Below are 25,688 nucleotides of genomic sequence, written 5' to 3'. Positions count from 1 at the left end.
AAGGCTCTGTAGGGATCCACGGGATCTGTGGGAGCAAGGCTTGCCCGCGATGGCGGTGGGTCATTTAACAGTGATGTGACTGACACGACGCAATCGCGAGCAAGCTTGCTCCTACAGAGAATTGCGTGGTTAAACGCGTGAAGCAAACAGCGCCTGATGTTCGTGGCACTGCTGGGCGGTCAACATGAACACCCCGTGGCCACCGCGCTGGAAATCGAGCCACGCGAAGTCGACTTCCGGGTACAGCGCCTCGACGTGAACCTGGCTGTTGCCAACCTCGACGATCAGCAAACCTTTCTCGGTCAGATGATCCGCCGCCTCGGCGAGCATGCGCCGCACCAGGTTCAGGCCGTCGTCGCCGCAGGCCAGGCCCAGCTCCGGCTCGTGCTGGTATTCGTCCGGCATATCGGCGAAATCTTCAGCATCGACGTACGGCGGGTTTGACACGATCAGGTCGAAACGCTGACCCGGCAAGCCGTCAAAACCATCGCCCTGGACCGTGTACACACGCTCGTCGACGCCATGACGCTCGATGTTCTTGTTGGCCACTTCCAGTGCTTCGAACGACAGATCGGCCAGGACCACTTCGGCTTGCTGAAACTCGTAAGCGCAGGCGATGCCGATGCAACCGGAACCGGTGCACAGGTCGAGGATGCGCGCAGGCTCGGCACCCAGCCACGGCTCGAAGCGTTTCTCGATGAGTTCTCCAATAGGCGAGCGCGGGATCAACACGCGCTCATCGACGATGAACGACATCCCGCAGAACCAGGCCTCGCCCAACAGGTACGCGGTTGGAATGCGTTCTTCGATCCGGCGCTTGAGCAGACGCTGCAAACGCACCAGTTCATCGTCTTCCAGATTGCAATCGAGGTAGCTGTCGGCCATTTCCCATGGCAAATGCAAAGCACCCAACACCAATTGACGGGCTTCGTCCCAGGCATTGTCGGTCCCATGGCCGAAAAACAGATCCTCCCCATGGAAGCGGCTGACCGCCCAACGGATATGGTCACGCAGGGTACGAAGTCGGGAAGTGATCACGGGGGCAAACTCCAGAAAAAACGACTGGCGATTCTAACAGCCAAAACACGCCACGACGACGCAGGAAAACAACCGCTCGACCGTAGGACCCGTCCGTATTTTGCTTTGGCTATTGAACAAAACGAGGATATTGACAAGGCTGCGGGCCAATAACGACGGCGTCTGCGATGGTAGCGATTCACAGAAGCGCTCAGCCAGAGGACAATGTCGCAAAAGCCCCACACCAAGGAGCCCCAGAATGTCCGTTCCAAAAACGATGTTTCAACTCAGCGGCCGCGGTTATGCAGCAGCCAACCTGGGTCATGCGACCCTCGTCATCATTGATGCGCAGAAAGAATACCTCAGCGGTCCGCTGGCCCTGAGCGGCATGGATGCTGCGGTTGCAAACATCAAGCAATTGGTGACGGCGGCCCGAGCTGCCGGCCGACCTATCGTCCACGTGCATCACCTCGGCACGGTCGGCGGTCTGTTTGACCCGCAGGGCGAGCGCGGTGAATTTATACCGGGCCTGGAGCCCGAGGCCGATGAAACCATTATCGGCAAACTGCTGCCGAGCGCGTTTCACGGCACCGAGCTGTTGGAGCGTTTGCAGAATCTCGGCTCGCTGGATTTGATTGTCTGCGGGTTCATGAGCCACTCCAGCGTCAGCACCACTGTGCGCGCCGCGAAGAATCTGGGCTTCCGCTGCACGCTTGTTGAAGACGCCTGCGCCACGCGCGATCTGCCCTACAAGGACGGCGTGTTGAGCGCCGATCACGTTCAACAGACCGAAATGGCGATCATGGCGGACAACTTCGCCACCCTCGCCCTCACCCGTGAACTGATTTGATTTGATAGCCGATTGATGGGCGGCCGATGTCGCCGCTCATCCGTAAAAGGTTCTCACTCGCCGTAATTGTCTTAGCCTCAGGAACATCCCGGTTAACTCCCGGTCGAAGGCCGATACCCATTGAGGAAGGTCGGAATGAAGTTATCCGATGGTTTTGACGCACGCCGCCTGCGGCCTAAAGGCCCAAGCAACTGGCGTTTTCGCTTCGGCGCAGCCTTCGCTGCCCTGCTGGCAACGTGTGGTGTGTTACTGGCAATGGCCGGCGCCGCCAGCCTGTTGGGCCGCCCGCCCGCGCTCGGCGAACTGAACGCCAGCCCATTGGGCTCGTCGATCATTTTGGCGGTTGGCCTGTTTCTGCTCTACATCGGCGTTTGGCTGTGGCGTCGTTGCCGACGCCGTGCGCGCCAGTCGCGAGCGTTGAACATGTCTCCGCACCTGATGAAAAAACACGACTGAAGCTGTGCCGGACGTTTTCTTGCGCCGGATAGCTGTCGAGTTGGGTAAACTGGCCGCCCTTCGCGGAGGCTGACATGCAAGACGACGATTTTTCCCTGTTCAAAAGCGCGATCCAAGGCGTCAAGCCAATCAAGCACGATCGCGCTGAAACCGGTAAACCCAAAGCCGATCGGGCGCAGATCGCCAAGCTGCGTCAAGCCGCCACGGTGCGCACCGATGCCACCACTGTTGACGGGCTCTCCGATCAGTTCGTGATAGATGTCGGCCCTGAAGACGAGCTGATGTGGGCACGCGACGGCGTCCAGGAAAGCCAGATGCGCAAGCTAAAGGTCGGCCAGATCCCGTTCGAGGGCAGCCTCGACCTGCACGGCATGACGGTGGAAAAGGCTCGCGAAACCCTCTGGGCGTTTCTGGCCGAAGCGACCAAATTCGAAATCCGCTGCGTGCGTGTCACCCATGGCAAAGCGGTGCGCCTCGACGGCAAACGCCCGATGATCAAAAGCCACGTCAACACCTGGTTGCGCCAGCATTCACAGGTACTCGGTTTCACCTCATGCCAGCCTCGTCACGGCGGCTCCGGCGCGGTTTACGTGATGCTCAAACGCACCATGATGGAAGGTCGCGACGAGTAAAGCTGTCGGATCAAGCTTGCAGCGCCGTGTCCGCCACCGTACCCTTGCCCTTTGCGAAAATCCCCCCACAGGTAGTTTCATGTCCCTGGAACAGAATTACACCGCGATTCTCGGCCAATTGGGCGAGGACGTCTCCCGCGAGGGCCTGCTCGATACGCCCAAGCGTGCCGCCAAAGCCATGCAGTACCTTTGCCGCGGTTATGAACAGACGCTCGAAGAGGTCACCAACGGGGCCTTGTTCAGCTCCGATAACAGCGAAATGGTGTTGGTAAAAGACATCGAGCTGTACTCGTTGTGCGAACACCATTTGCTGCCGTTTATCGGCAAGGCTCACGTCGCTTACATCCCGAGCGGCAAGGTCCTGGGCCTGTCCAAGGTTGCGCGGATCGTCGATATGTACGCTCGCCGTCTGCAGATCCAGGAAAACCTCAGCCGTCAGATCGCCGACGCCGTGCTGCAAGTCACTGGCGCCCTGGGTGTTGCGGTGGTGATCGAGGCCAAGCACATGTGCATGATGATGCGCGGTGTCGAGAAGCAGAATTCGTCGATGATTACTTCTGTAATGCTCGGCGAGTTCCGCGAGAATGCGGCCACTCGCAGCGAGTTTCTCAGCCTGATCAAGTAATTTGCGCCTCGAAGAGAACCGGCATTCATCGCCGGTTTTTTTTCGCCTGCAAAAAATCAGGTAAGCTGCGCGCCTTCGTTTGCCCCTGAGAGGCTTAAACCGTGTTCGTAAAAGCGCTTCGTGTCGGCCTTGGCCAACTGGTTATCTTCGTTGATTTCATCACCCGCCCCGGCAAGAAACAGCGGCCGGCCGAGGTTCAGGCTCAGGTCAATGCAGCGGCCAAGGGCCTCACGCTGTATCAGTTTCACGCCTGCCCGTTCTGCGTGAACACCCGCCGCACGCTACGCCGCCTGAACGTACCGGTGGCGCTGCGCGATGCGAAAAACAACGAACAGGATCGCCAGACGCTGCTGGACCAGGGCGGCAAGATAAAGGTGCCGTGCCTGCGCATTGAAGAGAACGGGCAGACCACGTGGATGTATGAGTCCAAGGTGATCATTGATTATCTGGACAAGCGGTTCGCTGCTGTTTGAATTTAATGCCTGGCCTGTGGACCTATCGCCAGCAGGCTGGCTCCTACAGTGTTTTAGGGCGATCAAAAAACTGTAGGAGCCAGCCTGCTGGCGATGGGGACCGCACAGACAAACCCTCTCCTACTAAAAAACCGGCCCCATCCGCCGGTTTTTTTTTCGCCGGCACGAACGCGACCATTGCGCTGCGGCCGCCGATATAGCCCAAATACCATTCTTCCCGCCGACAAAATCAAAAACATTATTTGCATTTTTTGTATACAAAAGCATAATCCACTTCGTGTGAGTTCTTGACCAAGCGGTCAACAAATTCGCAAGTGCCTCAAAGGATCGCTGCCACCCTCATGGGTCCGGTCCTGGAAATAACAATAAAACTCTTGAGGAGTACCTCGCTGTGGAAAGCCGCAAATCCGAAGCCCCGACGCTGGAACTCACGCCGCCGATCCGTAATGGCTGGCTGGAGCGCATCTTCAAACTCAGCTTGCATGGCACCACGGTGAAGACCGAGCTGATCGCCGGTCTGACAACCTTCATCACGATGGCTTACATCATCTTCGTCAACCCCAACATCATGGCCGACGCCGGGATCGATCACGGTGCGGCGTTCGTCGCCACCTGTATCGCCGCCGCATTGGGCTGTCTGTTGATGGGCCTGTATGCCAACTGGCCGGTCGGCCTGGCACCGGGCATGGGCCTGAACGCATTCTTCACCTACACCGTGGTCGGCACCATGGGCTACAACTGGGAGACTGCCCTCGGCGCAGTGTTCGTGTCCGGTGTGTTGTTCATGTTCCTCACTTTTTCGCGAATCCGTGAATGGCTGCTCAACAGCATCCCGGTAAGCCTGCGCTATGCCATGGGCGCTGGCGTCGGTCTATTCCTCGGGCTGATCGGCTTGAAAACTGCGGGCATCGTGGTGGACAGCCCGGCGACGTTGATAAAGCTGGGCTCCCTGCGTGAACCAGGTCCGCTGCTCGCCGCCATCTGCTTCCTGATGATCGCCGTGCTCAGCTACCACCGTGTGTTCGGTGCAATCCTCATCAGTATCATTACCGTCACGCTGGCAGGCTGGGGTCTGGGGCTGGTTACCTATGGAGGCATCATGTCCGCCCCGCCGAGCCTCGCGCCGACGTGGATGGCCATGGACGTTGCCGGTGTGTTCAATATCAGCATGATCAGCGTGGTTCTTGCCTTCCTTTTTGTACACATGTTCGATACAGCCGGTACACTGATGGGCGTCGCCCAGCGCGCAGGCCTGGTCAACGCCGATGGCAAGATCGAAAACCTTTCCCGCGCTCTGAAAGCCGACAGTGCTTCCAGCGTATTTGGTGCGGTGGTCGGTGTGCCGCCGGTGACCAGCTATGTGGAAAGTGCCGCGGGTGTTGCTGCGGGTGGTCGCACCGGTCTTACCGCCGTGACCGTGGGCGTGCTATTTATTGCCGCGATGTTTTTCGCACCGCTGGCCGGCATGATCCCGGCGTACGCCACCGCCGGCGCGTTGATTTACGTCGCGATGCTGATGATGGGCGGCATGGCGCACATTGAATGGGACGAAGCGACCGACAGCATTCCGGCCATCGTCACCGCAATCATGATGCCGCTGACCTTCTCGGTGGCTGATGGCATTGCGCTGGGCTTTATCACTTACGTGGTGCTGAAGGCTTTCACTGGCAAGCATAAGGAAATTTCCGTCAGCTTGTGGGTGCTCTGCGCGATCTTCATCGCCAAGTTTATTTTCCTGTAAACGTTACACCGCAAGCGTTCCAAATCAGCCTCACCCCGTCGGGTGGGGCTTTTGCACAAATGGAGGAAAGTGATGAGTCTGGAAACCTGGCTGCTGTTCAGCGGCGCTGCGCTGGTGGTAATCCTGATCCCGGGACCGCTGTCTCTGCTGATGATCAGTAACAGTTTGAATTACGGTTTGCGTCGTTCTTACCCGGCCTTTCTGGGCGGCGTGATTGCCTCGATTTGTTTGCTCAGTGCGTCGGCGCTGGGCCTGGGCGCGTTGCTGCTGGCCTCGGAACAACTGTTCAGCGCGCTGAAAATCGTCGGCGCGCTGTACCTGTTTTACCTGGCCTGGCAGAGCTGGCAGCAATCGCGTCAACCGTCGGTGGGCGCTGAAGTACCGGAGGCAGCGCCGGTACCGCGCTTCCGCGCTTTGTTTGGGCGCGCGTTTGTGCTGGGTGCGAGCAATCCGAAAGACATTCTGTTCTTCGCCGCTTTCCTGCCGCAGTTTTTAAGCGCCGAGCAGGCGTTTTTGCCGCAGTTGCTGGTAATGATCGTGACCTGGACGGTGCTGGATCTGCTGTGCAAATTGGCTTACGGGCTGGGGGCACATGGCGCGGCGCGGTATTTGCGCAGCGGCAAGGGGCAGAGCTGGTTCAACCGGGTGAGCGCGGGGTTGTTCAGTGGCGCGGGTGCGGCGTCTCTTCTGAGCCGCTGAAGGCTTCGCGAGCAGGCTCGCTCCCACATTGAAATGCGTACTCCTGTGGGAGCGAGCCTGCTCGCGAAGGCGCTGGCACATGCACCACATTTCTTGAGGCAAAAAAAAAGCCCGCAGTGTGAGCGGGCGAAAGACCAAAGAAGCTATATGCGCAGTCGCTTCCAGGTTGGGGCAGCTGCTTGGGGGATCAGCTGCCGCGGTACGTGGAATAACTGTAAGGCGAAATCAGCAGCGGAACATGGTAGTGATCCTGTTCTGCGGAAATGCCGAAACGCAGCACCACCACATCCAGAAACGCCGGCTCCGGCAACTGGACACCACGGGCGCGGTAGTAATCGCCCGCATGAAACTGAACCTGATAGACCCCGGAACGGTAATCATCGCCTTGCAGCAGCGGTTGATCGACACGACCATCGCTGTTGGTAGTTGCAGTGGCGACCAATTCCAGCTGCGAACCTTCAACGCGGTACAACTCGACCTTGATCGAGCTGCCCGGGCAACCGTGTGCAGCGTCCAAAACGTGTGTTGTCAAACGTCCCATTGATTCTGCGCGCCTGCCTGCGTGGAGCAGTCAGACCTCGCGCCTCCCGAAGTCAGATGAAAGGAGACCGCACCGATTCGGAGCACGAAAAGCTGCGGCGAGCGACTGATTAAGACATTTTTCCTAAAAATTGTACACAATAAAAACGACATTTTTCTCGCCATCAGCATCGTCCTATTCATCCAACTTAAAACCGCCCTGTCCCATGCCTTTAAACAGCCTTCCGTCCACGAGCTGACCAATCAGGCAGGTTTCTTGCAATATCATGCTATGCAGACCTTCAAGGAAAAATGCAGAAATTCAGGCTTACAAAGTGAATATAAAGTTGTATACAATCAGCCCATCGCTGTGACGCCAGCCTGCTCGCTGTTCTCTGGCCGCCACACAACCTGTCAACACGAACAAGAAGGAAGACTGCAGTGAGCGCTGACTACCCACGCGACCTGATCGGTTACGGCAGTAACCCTCCTCACCCACACTGGCCCGGCAATGCCCGGATCGCCCTGTCGTTCGTGCTGAACTACGAAGAAGGCGGCGAGCGCAATATCCTGCATGGCGATAAGGAATCCGAAGCGTTTCTCTCGGAGATGGTCTCCGCGCAGCCGCTGCAAGGCGAGCGCAACATGAGCATGGAATCGCTTTACGAGTATGGCAGCCGTGCCGGCGTCTGGCGGATCCTGAAACTGTTCAAGGAATTCGACATTCCGCTGACCATTTTCGCCGTGGCCATGGCCGCCCAGCGTCACCCGGACGTGATCCGCGCAATGGTCGATGCCGGCCACGAGATCTGCAGCCACGGTTACCGCTGGATCGACTACCAGTACATGGACGAGGCACAGGAACGCGAGCACATGCTCGAAGCGATCCGCATCCTCACCGAAATCACCGGCGAACGCCCGCTGGGCTGGTACACCGGCCGCACCGGCCCGAACACCCGTCGCCTGGTCATGGAAGAAGGCGGTTTTCTGTACGACTGCGATACCTACGACGACGACCTGCCCTACTGGGAACCCAACAACCCGACCGGCAAGCCGCACCTGGTGATCCCGTACACGCTGGACACCAACGACATGCGCTTCACCCAGGTCCAGGGTTTCAACAAGGGTGACGATTTCTTCGAATACCTCAAAGACGCGTTCGACGTGTTGTACGCCGAGGGTGCTGAGGCGCCGAAGATGCTGTCGATCGGTCTGCATTGCCGTCTGATCGGCCGTCCGGCGCGTCTGGCCTCACTGAAACGCTTTATCGAATACGCTAAAAGTCATGAACAGGTGTGGTTCAGCCGTCGCGTCGACATCGCTCGCCACTGGCACGCAACCCACCCGCAGCAAGAGGCCGCACAATGAGCCAGTTTCAAACACTGAAGCCTTCGACCCTGAGCCGCGACGCCTTCGTCAACGCCTTCGCCGACATCTACGAACATTCGCCATGGGTGGCCGAAAAGGCCTTCGACCTGGGCCAGGACACCTCGATCGACGAGATCGAAACCCTGCATCAGCGCATGAGCGACATCCTGTTGAGCGCCGATCACGCCAGTCAGCTGGCGTTGATCAACGCTCACCCGGACCTGGCCGGCAAAGCTGCCGTCCAGGGCCAGTTGACCGAGGCCAGCACCAATGAACAGGCTGGCGCCGGTATCCACCAATGCACGGCCGAAGAGTTTTCTCGCTTCACCGAGCTGAACGACGCCTACAAAGCCAAGTTCAAGTTTCCCTTCATCATGGCGGTAAAAGGCAGCAACCGGCATCAGATCCTCGCAGCGTTCGAAACGCGCATTAACAACTCGGTCGACGCCGAATTCAAATGCGCGCTGGCGGAGATCAACAAGATCGCCCTGTTCCGATTACTGACCCTATAGCGAGCCTGGCCGGGGCGACACTGAACGCATACGTCGCCCAGCGCCTTGCAAGCATCCCAAGCCAACTTATTAAAGGCAGACAAGAAGAATGAAAGCTTACGCCGTACCTTTCGAGAAGTTCGTCAACCTGGCCGATGCCCGTCTGGGCACCAAAATCATCTCGGTCACCGATGACTGGTTCGCAGACGCCAACCGTCTGTTCCAACCGACCCCGGCCGTGTGGAAGGAGGGCGTGTTCGATGACAACGGCAAGTGGATGGACGGCTGGGAGTCGCGCCGCAAGCGTTTCGAAGGCTACGACAGCGCAGTGATCCGTCTGGGCGTACCCGGCTCGATCAAAGGCGTGGACATCGACACTTCATTCTTCACCGGCAACTTCCCGCCGTCGGCTTCGCTGGAAGCCTGCTTCCTGGCGTCGGGCGAACCGGATGAAAACACTCAGTGGACTGAAGTGCTTTCGGCCGTTGAGCTGCAAGGCAACAACCACCATTACCACGAAATCAACAACGACCAGGCCTTCAGCCACCTGCGTTTCAACATCTACCCGGATGGCGGCGTGGCCCGTCTGCGCGTTTATGGCATTCCGTTCCGCGACTGGTCGTCTGTCGGCGACAACGAGCAGGTCGACCTGGCTGCAGCCCTCAACGGTGGCCGCGCCCTCGCCTGCTCCGACGAACACTTCGGCCGCATGAGCAACATCCTCAACCCGGGCCGCGGCATCAACATGGGCGACGGTTGGGAAACCGCACGTCGTCGTACCCCGGGCAATGACTGGGTCATCGTCGCACTGGGTCACCCGGGCGAAATCGAGAAAATCGTCGTCGACACGCTGCACTTCAAAGGCAACTACCCGGACACCTGCTCGATCCAGGGGGCCTTTGTGAAGGGCGGCACCGACAGCCAGATCGAAACACAGTCTTTGTTCTGGCGTGACCTGTTGCCAGCGCAGAAGCTGGAAATGCACGCTGAACACACGTTCGCCGAGCAGATCAAGGCCCTGGGCCCGATCACCCACATCCGCCTGAACGTGTTCCCGGACGGTGGCGTGAGCCGCCTGCGGGTTTTGGGCAAGGTCGCGAAGTAATGCTGAGACCGTAGGAGCCGGCTTGCTGGCGATAGCGCCCTCACTGACGCCATCGCCGGCAAGCCGGGCTCCTACAAAAGCAATGCACATCACGAATACATGGATAAGAACAGCATGCGCACACTAACGATTGAACCGCTGACCAAAGAAGCCTTCGCCCCTTTCGGTGACGTGATCGAAACCGATGGCAGCGATCACTTCATGATCAACAACGGTTCGACCATGCGCTTTCACAAACTGGCGACGGTGGAAACCGCCACGCCAGAGGACAACGCGATCATCAGCATTTTCCGCGCCGACGCGCAGGACATGCCGCTGACCGTGTGCATGCTGGAGCGTCATCCGCTGGGCAGCCAAGCGTTCATTCCGCTGCTCGGCAATCCCTTTCTGATCGTGGTCGCGCCCGTTGGCGATGAACCTGTATCAGGCTTGGTCCGCGCCTTCGTCACCAACGGCAGGCAGGGCATTAATTACCATCGCGGCGTTTGGCACCACCCGGTGCTGACGATCGAAAAGCGGGATGACTTCCTGGTGGTTGATCGCAGTGGCACAGGCAATAACTGCGATGAGCATTTTTTCAAAGAGGATGAGCGTTTGATCCTTGCCCCCCACCAATAAGAGAAGGTCTGATCACTCGACAACAGAGTGACAGGCGAGAGGTAAAGACTGTGGAAGCACATCTGTTGGAATGGCTGAACCTGAGCGTGCGCTGGGTTCACATGATTACTGGCGTGGCCTGGATCGGTGCGTCGTTCTATTTCGTCTGGCTGGAAAACAACCTCAATCGGGTCAACCCGAAAAATGGTCTGGCCGGTGATTTGTGGGCGATCCATGGCGGCGGTATCTACCACCTGGAAAAATACAAACTGGCTCCACCGACCATGCCGGACAACCTGCACTGGTTCAAATGGGAAGCCTACTTCACCTGGATGTCGGGTATTGCGCTGATGTGCGTGGTGTTCTACTCCAATCCGACCCTGTACCTGCTGGCACCCGGCAGCAGCCTGACCGGTCCTGAAGGGGTCGCGCTGGGCATTGCCTCGTTGTTCGTGGGTTGGTTCGTCTACTCCTTCCTGTGCGACTCGGCTTTGGGCAAACGCCCTGCCCTGCTCGGCTTGATCCTGTTTGTGCTGATCATTGCCGCGGCTTACGGCTTCAGCAAAGTGTTCAGCGGTCGTGGTGCGTACCTGCACGTCGGCGCGATCATCGGCACCATCATGGTCGGCAACGTGTTCCGCATCATCATGCCGGCGCAACGCGCACTGGTCGCGGCGATTGCCGAGAACCGCACGCCCGATCCGGCACTGCCGGCCAAAGGCCTGTTGCGTTCGCGGCACAATAACTACTTCACCTTGCCGGTGCTGTTCATCATGATCAGCAACCACTTCCCGAGCACTTACGGCAGCCAATACAACTGGCTGATCCTGGCCGGGATCGCGGTGCTGGCGGTGTTGGTGCGTCATTACTTCAACACGCGGCACGACAGCCACAAATACGCCTGGACCCTGCCAGCGGCAGCGGTGGGCATGATTTGCCTGGCCTACGTGACGGGTCCGAAGCCGATGTCGACTGCCCCGGAAGTTGCGAAGGCACCTGCCGCGATCGAGTATCAACCGTTGCCGGAAACGGCGCTGGGTGGTGGCTTGAAACCGGCTGGAGCGAAACCTGCTGAAGCGCCTGCCACTGCGCCAGCGCAAGCATCCAACGCTGGCCCCGGCTTCGACAAGGTGCATAACGTGATTCAGGAACGCTGCACGGTTTGCCATTCGGCCAAACCGACCAGTCCGCTGTTCAGTGCGGCCCCGGGCGGTGTGATGCTCGACACGCCGGAACAGATCCGCCAGAACGCCGCGCGCATTCAGGCTCAGGCCGTTGCCACCCAGATCATGCCATTGGGCAACATCACGCAGATGACCCAGCAGGAACGCGACCTGATCGGCGCGTGGATTGTGCAGGGGGCTCAGACCAATTAATCGCTAAAAGCTTCGCGAGCAGGCTCGCTCCCACAGGTTTTGCATTGCCAATGTGGGAGCGAGCCTGCTCGCGAATGGCCGCGCTGCGGTCCACCTGATTCAAAAAACAGCCGCCAGCAGCACTGCAGCTGTAAATCACAAGAATAAAAAAGATCCGAGGTGTTGCATGTCCGAGCTATCCAAAGCGCGCATCCCCGACGCACCCGCCATTCAGCGTTTGCCCCTTCTGCAACTGATCCTGGTCGGGTTGCAACATGTTTTGCTGATGTACGGTGGAGCCATCGCGGTGCCGCTGATCATCGGACAGGCCGCTGGCCTGAGTCGTGAAGAAATTGCCTTCCTGATCAACGCCGACCTGCTGGTCGCCGGTATCGCCACCATCGTCCAGTCACTGGGCATCGGCCCGATGGGCATCCGCATGCCCGTGATGATGGGCGCGAGTTTCGCCGCCGTCGGCAGCATGGTTGCCATGGCCGGCATGCCCGGCATCGGTTTGCAGGGGATCTTCGGTGCGACCATCGCCGCCGGTTTCTTCGGCATGCTCATCGCACCCTTCATGTCCAAAGTCGTCCGCTTCTTCCCTCCTCTGGTGACCGGCACAGTCATCACCTCGATCGGTTTATCGCTCTTCCCTGTTGCCGTGAACTGGGCCGGTGGCGGTGCCGACGCGGAACAATTCGGCTCGCCGATTTACCTGGCCATCGCCGCCGTCGTGCTGGCGACGATTTTGCTGGTGCATCGCTTCATGAGCGGTTTCTGGGTCAACATTTCCGTGCTCATCGGCATGTGCCTGGGCTACGTGATCTGCGGCGTGATCGGCATGGTCGATCTCAGCGGCATGGCTCAAGCGCCCTGGCTGCAATTCGTGACCCCGCTGCACTTCGGCATGCCCAAGTTTGAACTGGCACCGATACTTTCCATGTGCCTGGTAGTGGTCATCATCTTCGTCGAGTCCACCGGCATGTTCCTCGCGCTGGGCAAGATCACCGGTCAGGAAGTCTGCCCACGCATGTTGCGACGCGGCCTGTTGTGCGATGCCGGCGCCTCGTTCTTCGCCGGGTTCTTCAACACCTTCACGCACTCCTCGTTCGCTCAAAACATCGGCCTGGTGCAAATGACCGGCGTGCGCTGCCGCTCGGTGACGATCGTTGCCGGCGGGTTGTTGATAGTGTTGAGCCTGCTACCGAAAGCAGCATTTCTGGTGGCCTCGATTCCACCGGCCGTATTAGGCGGCGCGGCCATTGCGATGTTCGGCATGGTCGCTGCGACCGGGATCAAGATTCTGCAGGAAGCCGATATCGGTGACCGCCGTAACCAGTTGCTGGTGGCGGTAAGCATCGGCATGGGGCTGATCCCGGTAGTGCGCCCAGAATTCTTCGCGCACCTGCCGCTGTGGATGAGCCCGATCACTCACAGTGGCATCGCCATGGCGACGTTGAGCGCACTGGCGTTGAACGTGCTGTTCAACATCTTCGGCGGCAAGGAACGCGCGGCCATCAACGACTGCCACGCTCACTGACAGCTATGACACGAACCCCTTGTAGGAGCCGGCTTGCTGGCGATGACGTCGGATCTGCAAAGCGGGTCTGACTGGCTCACCGCCATCGCCAGCAAGCCGGCTCCTACAGGGTTTGCGTGAGCCTGTGCCTCAAACAATAAAAACAAGAGGGAGCAACAGATGATTCGGACTCAGAAAAACATGCTGTTGGGCGCTGGCCTGGTTGTCGCCAGTCAGGCCATGGCCGGTGATTTGCTGTTATGGCAGAGCAACAGCCTGAGCTACTTGTACGGCAAGAATTTCGCGATCAATCCGTCAATTCAGCAGACGGTCACCTTCGAGCACGCGGACAAATGGAAGTATGGCGACAACTTTCTATTCGTCGACAAGATCTTCTACAACGGCGCAGAGGACCGTAACAAAGGACCCAGCGCCTACTATGGCGAATTCAGCCCGCGCCTCTCGTTCGGCAAGATCCTTGACCGTCGCTTCGAATACGGCCCGATCAAGGATGTATTGCTGGCCATGACCTACGAGTATGGCGAAGACGACAGCGAGTCTTACCTGATCGGGCCCGGTTTTGACCTCGCGGTGCCGGGTTTCAACTATTTCACCCTCAACTTCTACCGCCGCCAGACCGACGGCCCGCGCGCCGGTGACGGCGTCTGGCAAATCACGCCGGCCTGGTCTTACAGCATTCCGCTGGGCAAGTCGGACCTGTTAATTGACGGTTATCTGGACTGGGTCGTCGACAACGACCAAAACAGCCGCGGCACTTATCACGCCAACCTGCACATCAATCCGCAGATCAAATATGACCTGGGGAAGGCCGTGGGTTGGGGTCAGAAACAGGTGTATGTCGGTGCTGAATACAGCTACTGGAAAAACAAGTACGGCATTGAAAACAGCTCGAACCTGGACACCAATCAAAACACCGCCAGCCTGCTGCTGAAGGTGCACTTCTAAAATGATCTGCAACCGTGCCCCAAACCTGTCGTCGGTGCGCTGTTGCGGAGCACTTGAGACCTGGCCAAGGAGTCAGTATTCTCCGCCGCCGCCCGAATCCGCTTTAAAAAAAAGCCCGGATTTAATTCCTGACCAGAAAGCCAACTTATCCCGGCTCTGGACGGTTCCAAGGCACTCCGACACACCTCTCAATCGACAGCTCCTGAGCCGCCGAACGGGAGTTTTTTTGCGTTTCGAAAGCCTTGGCGCAGCTCTTGCTAACAGCACTGAAGCTGACCGATTGGATGAATTTTTACAGCTTGAGAAAAAGGCGCCACACCAGAGCGCCGATCTTAAAAAAAATAACGTGGAACACCTACTTTTTGGGAGCAACCGAATGAAACGTACATGCACTAGCCTGATGCTGGCCGGATCCCTGCTGGCCGGGAGCCAGGCCATGGCTGCTGACTTGCTGCAATGGCAGGACAACAGCCTGACCTACCTGTATGGCAAAGACTTCCAGGTCAACCCGCGCATCCAGCAAACCGTGACTTTCGAGCACGCCGATGGCTGGAAATACGGGGATAACTTCTTCTTCCTCGACAAGATTTTCTACAACGGTGAAGACGACTTCAACGCGGGCCCGAACACCTACTACGGCGAATTCAGTCCGCGCATCTCCATGGGCAAAGTACTGGACCAGAAGATTGAATTTGGCCCGGTCAAAGACGTGCTGCTGGCGATGACTTACGAGTTTGGCGAAGGCGATAACGAGTCCTACCTGATCGGTCCTGGTTTCGACCTGGCGATTCCGGGCTTCGACTACTTCCAGCTGAACTTCTATCAACGCCACACAGACGGTTCGCGTGCCGGCGACAACGTCTGGCAGGTCACGCCGGTGTGGGCTTACAGCATTCCGGTCGGCGACTCGACCATCCTGATCGATGGTTTCATGGACTGGGTCGTGGATAACGACTCCAACTCCAAAGGCGACTACCACGCCAACCTGCACTTCAACCCGCAAGTTAAATATGACTTGGGCAAAGCGCTGAATTTCGGCGAGAAGCAGTTGTATGTGGGTGTGGAGTATGACTATTGGTCGGATAAGTACGGGATTGAGGATAGCCAAGTGTTCAAGACTGATCAGAGCGTGACGAGCTTTTTGGTGAAAGTGCATTTCTGATCAACATAGATCGATGATATTGCCCGGCATCCATGGTGCCGGGCGAACGTCCTCTCCATCTTGGTTTTTAGTAATAAGCACTTAGAAGCTGTTTCGATGAAGCCCCTAAGCGCTGCTCAAAAACATCGAAATCAACCGATTCGCCCGTACGCATATCGAAGACATTGTCCGGCAAAACGATCGTTGAACCGAACGTTCCATCACCTACCGTAATCTTTGGAGGATTCACCTCTTTCAGGGATACCTTTACATAACTTTGATCCTGCCCCTCAAGTAAAATATTCACTAGATCTACAGACGTTATTTCAAACGCTGCACCTGGATTTGCAAGTGACTCAGACTCATAAAAAGGATACCCGCTCCTCAAGGAAACTGGCGCCAGAGGCTTAGGACTGAAATGATAATCAACTTCAAAAATGACGGAAGTATTGTCGAATCTACGAATCTCGTCACCTGCGTGAAACCCGGCAAACTCGGCCGCTACGATAGGGTTTTCGGTGAAGGAAGCAAAATCAGTGTTGATCAACACATCTCCAATACTTAAACGACCTTCCCGGAAGAAAGCCCCCGACGTTCCTCGACTGCCTGACCCACCTCGATACAAAGTTACATGGCCGGTGTGAGGTAGTGCATCAACTATGTTGACCAAGTCATATATACGAGACGCATTGTCGCTCGCGACGCGAGCGCCCTTCGGAAAATACCCGTCGGGATAACTTACTTCTTTCCCCCTTCTCAAATAGTCGTTTACAAACGGCCCCGCATCTAACGTATAAGCTTGAAGGTATATACGCTCGTGCATGTCGATTTCTGTGTTTGACGCACTTAACACAGCCTGCTGCCGTTCACCAACAATCGCCCCTATAGCAGCTTTGGTATTCCTATAATCGCTTCCATCAAAAAAATCACTGAAGGTCGAACCCGTCAATCCATCCGGATCCTTGAGTGTCAGCGGATTATTTATCACATAACCAAACAAATTCAGACCATCTGTAAACCAGGCGGGGTCAGGACTCACCCACCGCTGCAACCAAGGCGCATAATATCGATACCCATAATAATAAAGCCCCGTCGCATCGCGCTCTTTGCCCGAATACCGGACCGTCTTGTACTTGGCTTCAATTTCGCCGGCACCCGCCCACAACGCGGTCCCGCCAAACGGGTAATACACCTCGCGGCTCAACACCGCGCCCTGATCATCCAGCTCCAATGTGCTGGAATTCAAATGATTGCTCAGGCTATACCGCAACTGATCGTTACGAACCTCGCGCGGTAGTTTCGTGACCCAATGCAAAGCACGGACATGGCAGCGCCCTGCCTCAACACTGACCACATGGCGCTCTTCTCCGGTGGCCGGATCACGATGAATCTCCAGACCCGGCAAGTAGCGTACTTCAGCGCGTAGGGCGCGATGCGCAGTTTGAGTACAGCGCACTTTGCGCAAACGATGCCCAGGCTGATCGTAGCCATAACACTCGGTATCGTCCGGGCCGTCATCGCGTTTGACCAGCGTGACGCTGCTCAACTCATTACGAATGTTCCAGTGCATCCGTTGGCCGCGCTGCAATTCCAGCTGATTGCCGTTGGCGTCGAAGGCATCAGGCAGATGTTCCTTATCAGCGACGCTGCGATTGCTGTGCAAGGCAGTAAACATCTCGAACTTTTCTGCCCCGCTGTGATGGCGAACCAGCAGATTTCCGCCAGCATCATAGTTGAACGTCTGGGTGTACTGGCGCAACTGGTTGGGGTCGAGCGGCGTCGTTTGCCAGGTGGGCAATGCCGGGCCATGACTCGGCTGACTCACTTCACAACTGGTGGCTTCGATCAGTTGATAGAGGCTGTCGTACACATAACAACAGACCGGATCAAGGCGCTGGTTATTGAAGTAACTGGTGGGTTGAGCGCGGTCTTCAATGCGGATGATATTGCCGACAGGATCGTAGCCATAATGGAAATCCTGAAGCGCCTGTCCGTCAGCGTGACAGGACTGCAACTGCAGCAACCGCCCGTCTTCATCCGAGAAACGCGCCGTACTGATAATCCCGTTGCCCGCTTGTTCGCGAATACTTCTGCCCAGCGCGTCGTAGTCAATTTCGCTGACCAGCAAATGCGGTTCGTCCGAAGAATCGGCCAGCTGCAAACGCGTCTCTCGCAACTGTCCGGCGCGATCGTAAACGAAAGATCTGACGTTGCGCATGGCGTCGGTCTGACGGCGCATTTCCCCCGCCGGGCTATAGTGCTGCGACGTCTCGAATACCTCGACTTCCAGTCGATCCTCTGCTGAATCGGCAGACCAATCCACCGGCTCAAGATCTGCCAGAAACCGCGTTCGCTCTGTCAGCAGCAAACTACCGATGCCATACTCGCAACAGCGGCGACTGCCCGCCGGATGGTCATGGCGGATCAATTGACCACATTGATTACGAGCGGCGAACTCGGGGTCGGCAGGCGCATAAGCAAACCGATCCGACTCCCGCGGTCGCTCACCCGCACTCTGTTCCACCACGACCACCGGCCGCAGCAATGCATCGTAAGCAGTGCGACGCTGACTACCGCGCCCATCCCACATCGAGACCAGCAAACCCGCTTGATCGAGCAAGCTCAATTGCCAACCGGCATCAACGCTGTCGACCAATATAGGCAGCCCCTGCAGGTCAAGGATGCTGTCGAGATTGGCCTTGGGCGTCGTTCCCCAGAATCGCGGATCCCACGCCGCCACAGGGCGACCGGCCGGATCAAACTGGTTACGGTTAATTCGGCTCTCGATAGCGAGGTTTAACGGATGACAGTGATACCCGACATTTCGCACAGCCAAACCCCGCGAATCCACCGCCGACAGTGTCGGTGTGTGTGCGTCAATCCATACCCGCGCCGTCATCTGCCAACCCTCATCTGAGGGTGGCAATGTGATCAAATCTATAAAGGGTCGTCCACTGTCACAAGTGACAGTTCAAACTGTTTGCAGTACTGACAGGCCAAGAAACCGCCGCAACTCCTCCCGCTTGGCCAACGCATCGCGCCGCCCCAGATCAATCAACTCGCTGCAATAACCCGCCTCGAACAGCAAATAACTCAACACCCCCGCCCCACTCGTCTTGGTTGCCCCCGGGCCGCGCAGAAACAGTCGCAATGCCGCTGGCAATTCCTGCCGATGCCGCGCAGCAATCTCATCAATAGGCTGACTCGGCGAGATAACCAGCACTTCAACCGGTGCCACACCCAGTGCGCGGGTCGGCGTGCCGTCGGGCAGCAGGTGACTGAACTGATTCAGACGCTGCAGCAACTCGATGTCGCTCTCCAGGCTGTCAATAAACGTGCTGTTGAGCATGTGACCGCCAATCTGCGCCAGCGACGGCTGCTGACCGGTGTAAGTGCGTTGCAGTGGCTGTCGTGGATCAAGGCCGCGCGGATTGCCGCTGACGCCCACCACCAATACGCGGCTGGCGCCCAGGTGCAGGGCCGGACTTATCGGTGCCGATTGCCGAACCGCGCCGTCGCCGAAATATTCTTCGCCGATTTTCACCGGCTCGAATAACAGCGGAATGGCGGAGCTGGCGAGTAAGTGATCGACCGTCAATTGTGTAGGAACGCCGATACGTCGATGACGCAACCAGGCGTCGATGGTGCCGCCGCCCTGATAGAACGTCACCGCCTGACCGGATTCGTAGCCGAACGCCGTCACGGCGACTGCCTGCAATTGCTTTTGCGCGATGGCCTCGCCGATGCCGCTGAGATTGAGCTTTTCTTCGAGCAACCCGCGCAGCGGCGAGCTGTTGAGCAAGGCCACCGGCACCTGAGTACCAATGCCCAGCAAGCTGCGGCTGACGAAACGACTGGCCTGATGGACCACGCCGGGCCAATCGCTGCGCAGCACCAGATGACTGCGAAAACCCTGCCAGAAAGCGGTCAGCCGTTCGATTGCGCCGCGAAAATCCATCGCCCCACTGGCCAGGCTGACCGCGTTGATCGCGCCGGCCGAAGTCCCGACGATCACCGGAAACGGATTGTTGGCCCCCTCCGGCAACAACTCCGCGATGGCCGCGAGAACACCTACCTGATAGGCCGCCCGAGCCCCGCCGCCGGAGAGAATCAAACCTGTGACCGGTTCACCTGGAATCATGCACAACGCTCCTTGGTGCTTAATGGGATTTCATTGCCAACCGCCTCCCTTGTGGGAGCGAGTCTGCTCCGGGCGGCGTTCCGACGAAGGTCGTCAACGATAGAGCTGGCAGCCTGACACCCCACAGCGCTCTCAGGTTTTTCGCGAGCAGGCTCGCTCCTACAGGGAAACGAAGATTCAACCGCGTTTGGCGTACAACTTCGGTTCACCGGGCGGACGGCTCTTGAAGCGCCGATGCGCCCACAAATACTGCTCCGGGCATTCACGCAGCACGCCTTCGACCCACTGATTGATGCGCAAGCAATCCGCCTCTTCGGTTTCGCCGGGGAAACCTTCGAGCGGCGGATGAATTGTCAGCCGATAACCGCTGCCGTCCGCCAGACGCTGCTGCGTGAACGGCACCACCAGCGCCTTGCCGAGCCGCGCAAACTTGCTGGTGGCGGTGACGGTGGCGGCCTGAATGCCGAACAGCGGCACAAAAATACTTTGTTTGGCGCCGTAATCCTGATCCGGCGCATACCAGATCGCCCGACCGGCACGCAGCAGTTTGAGCATGCCGCGCACGTCATCGCGCTCCACAGCCAGCGAGTCGAGATTGTGCCGCTCGCGCCCGCTGCGCTGGATGTAGTCGAACAGTGGATTTTTATGCTCGCGGTACATGCCATCGATGGTGTGCTGCTGGCCGAGCAACGCCGCGCCGATTTCCAGCGTGGTGAAATGCACCGCCATCAGAATCACGCCTTTGCCTTCGCGTTGAGCCTTTTGCAGATGCTCAAGGCCTTCGACGTGGGCGAGCTTCGCCAGACGCTCGCGCGACCACCACCAGCTCATGGCCATCTCGAAAAACGCGATGCCGGTGGAAGCAAAGTTTTCCTTGAGCAGGCGCTTGCGTTCGGTCGCCGATTTTTCCGGGAAACACAGTTCCAGATTGCGCTTGGCGATGCGCCGTCGGTCGCCCGCTGCGCGATACATCACGGCGCCCAAGGCGCGTCCGATAAACAGCAACGCCGGATACGGCAGCTGAACGATCAGCCATAACAGCCCCAAGCCGCACCACAGCGGCCAGAAACGTGGCATCAGAAAGGTTTTTCGAAAACGCGGGCGATCCATTAAGGGTTCCGGAAAGACGATGGCCGCGCATTCTACATCGTTCGAACCGGGTTGCGGCTCGCGAGCGTTCTCGTTATAAGTCTCGGCACTTTTAGTGACAAGCCGTTGTATGCCGACCATGAGCCAAACCGAACTGCAAGACCAGGATCCCGTGTTCCAGTTGAAGGGCAGCATGCTTGCCATTACGGTGCTTGAACTGACCCGTAATAATCTTGCCAGCCTCGATCGGCAACTCGCTGCCAAGGTCGCCCAGGCACCGGGTTTCTTCAGCAACGCGCCGTTGGTCCTGGCACTGGACAAGCTTCCCGCCAGCGAAGGCGCCGTCGACCTGCCCGGGCTAATGCGCGTCTGCCGCGAGCATGGCCTGCGCACGCTGGCGATCCGCGCCAGTCGCATCGAGGACATCGCTGCCGCCATCGCTGTCGATTTGCCTGTGCTGCCGCCATCGGGCGCCCGCGAACGAGCAGTCGATCCGCTCGAAGGCGCGGTGGCGAAGAAACCGGAAAAACCACCTGAGCCGACGATAAAACCAACCAGAGTCATCACCTCGCCCGTACGTGGCGGGCAGCAGATTTATGCCCAGGGCTGCGATCTGGTGATCATTTCGTCGGTCAGCCCGGGGGCGGAACTTCTCGCCGATGGCAACATCCATGTATACGGTCCGATGCGCGGTCGCGTGTTGGCCGGCGTCAAAGGCGACAAGAAGGCCAGGATTTTCTGTCAGCAAATGAGCGCTGAACTGGTCTCCATCGCAGGCCACTACAAGGTTTCCGAAGACTTGCGGCGCGACCCTTTATGGGGTGCGGGCGTGCAGGTCAGCCTGTCGGGCGACGTGTTGAACATCATTCGTCTTTAACGGATACTGCCGCATTTTCCAAGCATCTCTAAAACGTAGCGAAAACGGCTCAAACGAAGTAGGAAAAAGGCCATTAGCAGTGTTTGCCCGAGGTAAACGCCGTTCAGGACCGGATTCCAGCCAAGGCTGTCCGACTGCATCAGTTTTTTATAGAGATGTTTTTCAGGGGCTAAATGTCCTTTTTCCTTAGGGGTGAAACACCTTGGCCAAGATTCTCGTGGTTACATCCGGCAAGGGTGGTGTGGGTAAGACCACCACCAGCGCTGCTATCGGTACCGGTCTCGCGCTGCGCGGGCACAAAACAGTCATCGTCGACTTCGACGTCGGTTTGCGTAACCTCGACCTGATCATGGGTTGCGAGCGTCGTGTGGTGTATGACTTCGTCAACGTGGTCAACGGCGAAGCCAACCTGCAGCAGGCATTGATCAAAGACAAGCGCCTGGAAAACCTTTACGTGCTGGCCGCCAGCCAGACCCGCGACAAAGACGCGCTGACCGTCGAAGGCGTGGAAAAAGTGCTGATGGCACTGAAGGAAGATTTCGAATTCGTGGTCTGCGACTCCCCGGCCGGCATCGAGAAAGGTGCTCACCTGGCCATGTATTTCGCTGATGAAGCGATCGTCGTGACCAACCCGGAAGTGTCCTCGGTACGTGACTCGGACCGCATGCTCGGCCTGCTGGCCAGCAAATCGCGGCGCGCCGAGAATGGCGAAGACCCGATCAAGGAGCACTTGCTCCTGACCCGCTACAACCCGCAACGCGTCAGCGATGGCGAGATGCTCGGCGTCGAAGACGTCAAGGAAATCCTCGCTGTGACCCTGCTGGGTGTGATTCCTGAGTCGCAGGCTGTGCTCAAGGCTTCCAACTCGGGCGTGCCGGTGATTCTCGATGACCAGAGTGACGCCGGCCAGGCGTACAGCGATGCCGTTGATCGTCTGCTGGGCAAAACCGTGGAGCATCGATTCCTCGATGTCACCAAGAAGGGTTTCTTTGAGCGTCTGTTTGGAGGTCGGTAATGAACATTTTTGACTTCTTTCGTGCTAACAAGAAGCCAAGTACCGCCTCGGTAGCGAAAGAGCGTCTACAGATCATCGTGGCGCATGAACGCGGCCAACGCAGTACGCCGGACTACTTGCCAGCCTTGCAGAAGGAACTGGTTGAAGTGATCCGCAAGTACGTCAACATCGGGTCCGATGATGTGCACGTCGCTCTGGAAAACCAGGGCAGTTGCTCGATTCTGGAACTCAATATCACCCTGCCGGATCGCTGATCGATCCGACGGGAGCCACGGCGGCTCGATCATTTGCGCGCCCCTGTCCTGTAGGAGCCGGCTTGCTGGCGATCGCATCAACGCGTTGTGTCATTTACACCGCGTGGATGCGATCGCCAGCAAGCCGGCTCCTACGGAAGGGGTCTGCAAATGATCGCGTCGCCGTTGCCGTTTGTTACGAGGCTGTTTAATGCCGCTGTCCAACATCAGCATCATCCATCAGGACGCCGCCGTTCTGGTGGTGAACAAACCGACCCTGCTGCTTTCCGTCCCTGGCCGCGCCGAGGACAACAAGGACTGCCTGATCACCCGCCTGCAGGAAAACGGCTACCCGGAAGCGCGAATTGTTCATCGCCTCGATTGGGAAACCTCCGGCATCATTCTGTTGGCCCGCGATCCGGACACTCACCGTGAACTGTCCCGGCAATTTCATGATCGTGAAACCGAAAAGGCCTACACCGCACTGTGCTGGGGCCAGCCGGAACTGGACAGTGGCAGCATTGATCTGCCCCTGCGCTACGATCCGCCGACCAAACCTCGCCACGTGGTGGATCATGAATTCGGCAAGAACGCCCTGACCTTCTGGCGCGTGCTTGAGCGCCGTGAGGATTGGTGCCGCGTTGAGCTGACACCGATCACCGGCCGCTCCCATCAGTTGCGCGTGCACATGCTCTCCATCGGTCATCCGCTGCTGGGCGACGGGCTCTACGCCCACGAGCAGGCGCTCGCCGCCTGGCCACGGTTGTGCCTGCACGCGAGCATGCTGAGCTTCACGCATCCGCAGACCGGCGAGCGCCTGCGCTTCGAGTGCCCGGCACCGTTCTGAACACCCCGCTCCCACAGTGGATCTCCGGCAGATTCATTCGCGAAGCCATCCGCTCCAGCACCCCACCGCCAATTCTCCGACCAATACGTTAAACTGACGCCATTGCTGTCTGGAGCTATTTATGCGCGAAGAGTTGAACCAAGGCCTGATCGATTTCCTCCGGGCCTCCCCTACCCCGTTTCATGCTACCGCCAGCCTCGTTCAGCGCCTGGAAGCGGCGGGTTATCAGCGGCTCGACGAACGCGAGCCTTGGACCACCGAGGCCAACGGCCGCTATTACGTTACCCGTAACGATTCCTCCATCGTCGCCATCAAGATGGGCCGACATTCGCCTCTGCACGGCGGCATTCGCCTCGTGGGCGCACACACCGACAGCCCGTGCCTGCGGGTCAAACCGCAGCCGGAATTGCAACGTCAGGGTTTCTGGCAACTGGGTGTGGAAGTCTATGGCGGCGCGCTGTTGGCACCGTGGTTCGACCGTGACCTGTCCCTGGCCGGTCGAGTGACCTTTCGCCGCGACGGCAAGGTCGAGAGCCAGCTGATCGACTTCAAGGCGCCGATCGCGACCATCCCCAATCTGGCCATTCACCTCAACCGCGAAGCCAACATGGGCTGGGCGATCAATGCCCAGACTGAATTGCCGCCGATTCTCGCGCAATTTGCCGGTGACGAGCGTGTGGACTTTCGCGCCGTGCTCACCAACCAGCTCACGCTGGAGCATGGCCTGAATGCCGACGTGGTACTCGATTACGAGTTGAGTTTCTACGACACACAAAGCGCTGCCGTGATCGGTCTCAATGGCGACTTCATTGCCGGTGCGCGTCTGGACAACCTGCTGTCGTGCTACGCCGGACTGCAAGCCTTGCTCACCGCCGACACCGAAGAAACCTGCGTGCTGGTCTGCAATGACCACGAAGAAGTCGGCTCCTGCTCGGCGTGCGGCGCGGACGGCCCGATGCTCGAACAAACCCTGCGCCGCTTGCTGCCCGAAGGGGATGAATTCGTACGCACCATTCAGAAATCTCTGCTGGTCTCGGCCGACAACGCCCACGGCGTGCACCCCAACTATGCCGACAAGCACGACGCCAACCACGGCCCGAAACTCAACGCCGGGCCGGTGATCAAGGTCAACAGCAACCAGCGCTATGCGACCAACAGCGAAACCGCCGGCTTCTTCCGCCATCTGTGCATGGCCGAAGAAGTCCCGGTACAAAGCTTCGTGGTGCGCAGCGACATGGGTTGCGGCTCGACCATCGGCCCTATCACCGCCAGCCACCTCGGCGTGCGCACCGTCGACATTGGCCTGCCGACGTTCGCCATGCACTCGATCCGCGAACTGTGCGGCAGCCATGACCTGACGCACTTGGTGAAAGTGCTGAGTGCGTTTTACGCGTGCCAGGAACTGCCCTGAGGCAGCAGCTGGTTGGTGAATGAATAGATACATCTGTGGCGAGGGTGCTTCTGTGGTGAGGGGGCTTGCCCCCGTTCGGCTGCGAAGCAGTCGCAAAGCCAGTAAATGCGGTTTGCCTGAAGAATCACGGTTGCCTGATTTTGGGGCGGCTGCGCAGCCGAACGGGGGGAAGCCCCCTCGCCACAGGGGCTCCATACCACAGCTATCGCGCTGCTCCTGACGCATTCTGACCCACATCACCCCAAGCTCGCCTAAACCGACCTAAACTTCGAGTAACCCTCCGACAAGGCAGTCGCCCCATGATCTCGATGCAATCCTTCCACGCCATGCTGATCCCGATTCTCATCGGGATGTTCCTGCTGGCGATCGGCTACAACTTCCGGGACAAGAACGCAGGCATTTTCGCCATGTGGGTCGGTATGTTGACCATCCTCGGCACTGTGATTTTCAAGATCCTCGCCAAACTCAACGAATAAATGCCTACCCGGCTCGCATTGGTTTTGACGGGCTCGTACACTCGT

The 25,688-nt window shown here is 58.3% G+C and carries 26 protein-coding genes; 21 read left to right on the top strand and 5 right to left on the bottom strand.

Annotated elements, in window-relative coordinates; translation table 11 throughout:
- Positions 1-129: 129 nt before the first annotated feature.
- Entirely contained in the window at positions 130-1,038 is a 909-nt protein-coding gene (gene prmB, locus ACYZTS_RS16125; protein WP_461990415.1) for a 50S ribosomal protein L3 N(5)-glutamine methyltransferase, read from the bottom strand.
- Between the two features lie 238 nt (positions 1,039-1,276).
- On the opposite strand from prmB, the gene ACYZTS_RS16120 reads away from it, so the two are divergent.
- The 7 genes from ACYZTS_RS16120 to ACYZTS_RS16090 all read left to right on the top strand — a co-directional run bounded on the left by ACYZTS_RS16120 (position 1,277) and on the right by ACYZTS_RS16090 (position 6,493).
- Positions 1,277-1,867 (top strand): cysteine hydrolase family protein, encoded by a 591-nt coding sequence (locus ACYZTS_RS16120; protein ID WP_028624174.1) that lies wholly within the window; start codon positions 1,277-1,279, stop codon positions 1,865-1,867.
- Positions 1,868-2,002: 135 nt separating this feature from the next.
- Positions 2,003-2,323, top strand: coding sequence for a hypothetical protein (locus ACYZTS_RS16115; protein ID WP_028624175.1), 321 nt, complete (start codon positions 2,003-2,005; stop codon positions 2,321-2,323).
- Between the two features lie 74 nt (positions 2,324-2,397).
- On the top strand, positions 2,398-2,955 hold the full coding sequence (locus ACYZTS_RS16110; protein ID WP_461990412.1) for a Smr/MutS family protein: 558 nt from the start codon (positions 2,398-2,400) through the stop codon (positions 2,953-2,955).
- 79 nt (positions 2,956-3,034) lie between these two features.
- Positions 3,035-3,580, top strand: coding sequence for a GTP cyclohydrolase I FolE (folE, locus tag ACYZTS_RS16105; protein ID WP_003236739.1), 546 nt, complete (start codon positions 3,035-3,037; stop codon positions 3,578-3,580).
- A 101-nt stretch (positions 3,581-3,681) separates the two neighbouring features.
- On the top strand, positions 3,682-4,053 hold the full coding sequence (locus ACYZTS_RS16100; RefSeq protein ID WP_461990409.1) for a glutathione S-transferase N-terminal domain-containing protein: 372 nt from the start codon (positions 3,682-3,684) through the stop codon (positions 4,051-4,053).
- 391 nt (positions 4,054-4,444) lie between these two features.
- A complete protein-coding gene (locus ACYZTS_RS16095; RefSeq protein ID WP_028624178.1) occupies positions 4,445-5,794 on the top strand; it encodes an NCS2 family permease in 1,350 nt (449 codons plus the stop codon).
- Positions 5,795-5,866: 72 nt separating this feature from the next.
- Positions 5,867-6,493: a LysE family translocator gene (locus tag ACYZTS_RS16090; protein ID WP_461990406.1), complete on the top strand. Its 627-nt coding sequence runs from the start codon at positions 5,867-5,869 to the stop codon at positions 6,491-6,493.
- 187 nt (positions 6,494-6,680) lie between these two features.
- On the opposite strand, the gene uraH is transcribed toward ACYZTS_RS16090, so the two are convergent.
- Positions 6,681-7,034: a hydroxyisourate hydrolase gene (gene uraH / locus ACYZTS_RS16085; protein ID WP_461990404.1), complete on the bottom strand. Its 354-nt coding sequence runs from the start codon at positions 7,032-7,034 to the stop codon at positions 6,681-6,683.
- 419 nt (positions 7,035-7,453) lie between these two features.
- On the opposite strand from uraH, the gene puuE reads away from it, so the two are divergent.
- From puuE to ACYZTS_RS16045, 8 genes are all read left to right on the top strand, one after another.
- On the top strand, positions 7,454-8,380 hold the full coding sequence (puuE, locus tag ACYZTS_RS16080) for an allantoinase PuuE (protein ID WP_461990402.1): 927 nt from the start codon (positions 7,454-7,456) through the stop codon (positions 8,378-8,380).
- On the top strand, positions 8,377-8,892 hold the full coding sequence (uraD, locus tag ACYZTS_RS16075; protein WP_461990400.1) for a 2-oxo-4-hydroxy-4-carboxy-5-ureidoimidazoline decarboxylase: 516 nt from the start codon (positions 8,377-8,379) through the stop codon (positions 8,890-8,892). Before puuE ends, uraD begins: the two co-directional genes overlap by 4 nt.
- A gap of 88 nt (positions 8,893-8,980) precedes the next feature.
- Positions 8,981-9,976, top strand: coding sequence for an allantoicase (gene alc / locus ACYZTS_RS16070; RefSeq protein ID WP_028624183.1), 996 nt, complete (start codon positions 8,981-8,983; stop codon positions 9,974-9,976).
- 114 nt (positions 9,977-10,090) lie between these two features.
- Positions 10,091-10,594, top strand: coding sequence for an ureidoglycolate lyase (locus tag ACYZTS_RS16065; RefSeq protein ID WP_016773758.1), 504 nt, complete (start codon positions 10,091-10,093; stop codon positions 10,592-10,594).
- Between the two features lie 50 nt (positions 10,595-10,644).
- Positions 10,645-11,949: a urate hydroxylase PuuD gene (locus ACYZTS_RS16060; RefSeq protein ID WP_461990398.1), complete on the top strand. Its 1,305-nt coding sequence runs from the start codon at positions 10,645-10,647 to the stop codon at positions 11,947-11,949.
- Positions 11,950-12,115: 166 nt separating this feature from the next.
- Positions 12,116-13,468 carry a nucleobase:cation symporter-2 family protein gene (locus ACYZTS_RS16055; protein ID WP_461990396.1) on the top strand — a complete coding sequence of 451 codons (1,353 nt, stop codon included), beginning with the start codon at positions 12,116-12,118 and terminating at the stop codon, positions 13,466-13,468.
- Positions 13,469-13,627: 159 nt separating this feature from the next.
- Complete coding sequence (locus tag ACYZTS_RS16050) at positions 13,628-14,413, top strand: outer membrane protein OmpK (protein WP_028624187.1); 786 nt, start codon at positions 13,628-13,630, stop codon at positions 14,411-14,413.
- 376 nt (positions 14,414-14,789) lie between these two features.
- On the top strand, positions 14,790-15,575 hold the full coding sequence (locus tag ACYZTS_RS16045; RefSeq protein WP_461990394.1) for an outer membrane protein OmpK: 786 nt from the start codon (positions 14,790-14,792) through the stop codon (positions 15,573-15,575).
- Between the two features lie 67 nt (positions 15,576-15,642).
- On the opposite strand, the gene ACYZTS_RS16040 is transcribed toward ACYZTS_RS16045, so the two are convergent.
- From ACYZTS_RS16040 to ACYZTS_RS16030, 3 genes are all read right to left on the bottom strand, one after another.
- Positions 15,643-18,453 carry an RHS repeat domain-containing protein gene (locus tag ACYZTS_RS16040; RefSeq protein WP_461990392.1) on the bottom strand — a complete coding sequence of 937 codons (2,811 nt, stop codon included), beginning with the start codon at positions 18,451-18,453 and terminating at the stop codon, positions 15,643-15,645.
- Positions 18,454-18,525: 72 nt separating this feature from the next.
- Entirely contained in the window at positions 18,526-19,695 is a 1,170-nt protein-coding gene (locus ACYZTS_RS16035) for a patatin-like phospholipase family protein (RefSeq protein WP_461990390.1), read from the bottom strand.
- A 177-nt stretch (positions 19,696-19,872) separates the two neighbouring features.
- Entirely contained in the window at positions 19,873-20,805 is a 933-nt protein-coding gene (locus ACYZTS_RS16030) for a lipid A biosynthesis lauroyl acyltransferase (RefSeq protein ID WP_461990389.1), read from the bottom strand.
- 118 nt (positions 20,806-20,923) lie between these two features.
- Between ACYZTS_RS16030 and minC the strand changes: the two genes are divergently transcribed.
- The 6 genes from minC to ACYZTS_RS16000 all read left to right on the top strand — a co-directional run bounded on the left by minC (position 20,924) and on the right by ACYZTS_RS16000 (position 25,643).
- Positions 20,924-21,661 (top strand): septum site-determining protein MinC, encoded by a 738-nt coding sequence (minC, locus tag ACYZTS_RS16025; protein ID WP_461990387.1) that lies wholly within the window; start codon positions 20,924-20,926, stop codon positions 21,659-21,661.
- 202 nt (positions 21,662-21,863) lie between these two features.
- Positions 21,864-22,676 (top strand): septum site-determining protein MinD, encoded by an 813-nt coding sequence (gene minD, locus ACYZTS_RS16020; RefSeq protein ID WP_028624193.1) that lies wholly within the window; start codon positions 21,864-21,866, stop codon positions 22,674-22,676.
- Positions 22,676-22,930, top strand: coding sequence for a cell division topological specificity factor MinE (gene minE / locus ACYZTS_RS16015; protein WP_007944431.1), 255 nt, complete (start codon positions 22,676-22,678; stop codon positions 22,928-22,930). Before minD ends, minE begins: the two co-directional genes overlap by 1 nt.
- A gap of 190 nt (positions 22,931-23,120) precedes the next feature.
- Positions 23,121-23,756 carry an RluA family pseudouridine synthase gene (locus ACYZTS_RS16010; RefSeq protein WP_028624482.1) on the top strand — a complete coding sequence of 212 codons (636 nt, stop codon included), beginning with the start codon at positions 23,121-23,123 and terminating at the stop codon, positions 23,754-23,756.
- A 121-nt stretch (positions 23,757-23,877) separates the two neighbouring features.
- Positions 23,878-25,167, top strand: coding sequence for a M18 family aminopeptidase (locus ACYZTS_RS16005; RefSeq protein WP_028624481.1), 1,290 nt, complete (start codon positions 23,878-23,880; stop codon positions 25,165-25,167).
- A 299-nt stretch (positions 25,168-25,466) separates the two neighbouring features.
- Positions 25,467-25,643, top strand: a complete 177-nt coding sequence (locus ACYZTS_RS16000) for a hypothetical protein (protein WP_461990384.1) — start codon at positions 25,467-25,469, stop codon at positions 25,641-25,643.
- Positions 25,644-25,688: the final 45 nt, after the last annotated feature.

Source organism: Pseudomonas sp. TMB3-21 (genome assembly GCF_054898145.1).
The sequence above is the reverse complement of the archived record's forward strand: the minus strand, read 5'-3'. Positions and strand labels throughout refer to the sequence as shown.